The sequence below is a fragment of the Paracoccus sp. UBA5162 genome (assembly GCF_002413585.1).
Classification (GTDB): Bacteria; Pseudomonadota; Alphaproteobacteria; order Rhodobacterales; family Rhodobacteraceae; genus Paracoccus.
In genome coordinates, this window is record NZ_DHXG01000101.1 from 1 (window position 1) to 343 (window position 343).

The window sequence follows — 343 nt, forward strand, 5'->3', positions numbered from 1 at the left end:
GGTGCTGGCCTCGGGCGGCGAGACCGAATTTTCCGCCCGGGTCGAGAAGGGTGACGTGTATTGATGGCGGGACGGCCGGACCGCGACACCGCCCAGATCCGGCAGGCGGCCGTGGTCATCGCGGTGGCGATGACCGCCTGGATCGTCGTGCAATGGCTGGGCGCGCGCTATGGCTGGGCGGCGCGGTGGGCATTCCTGGCCGATCTGGCCGCGATCGGCGCTTTTGTCTGGTCGCTGATCGTGACCTGGCGTATCTGGCGGCGCAGGAACGACTCCTAGCCCGTGGATGAGAGGAACAAGAGTCTGATGCTGCAAGACCAGGACCGCATTTTCACCAATCTCT

The 343-nt window shown here is 65.6% G+C and carries 1 protein-coding gene; it reads left to right on the top strand.

What is annotated here, in order from left to right:
- Window positions 1–63: 63 nt before the first annotated feature.
- Window positions 64–279, top strand: coding sequence for a DUF5337 domain-containing protein (locus tag B4A72_RS16020; protein WP_292957430.1), 216 nt, complete (start codon window positions 64–66; stop codon window positions 277–279).
- Window positions 280–343: the final 64 nt, after the last annotated feature.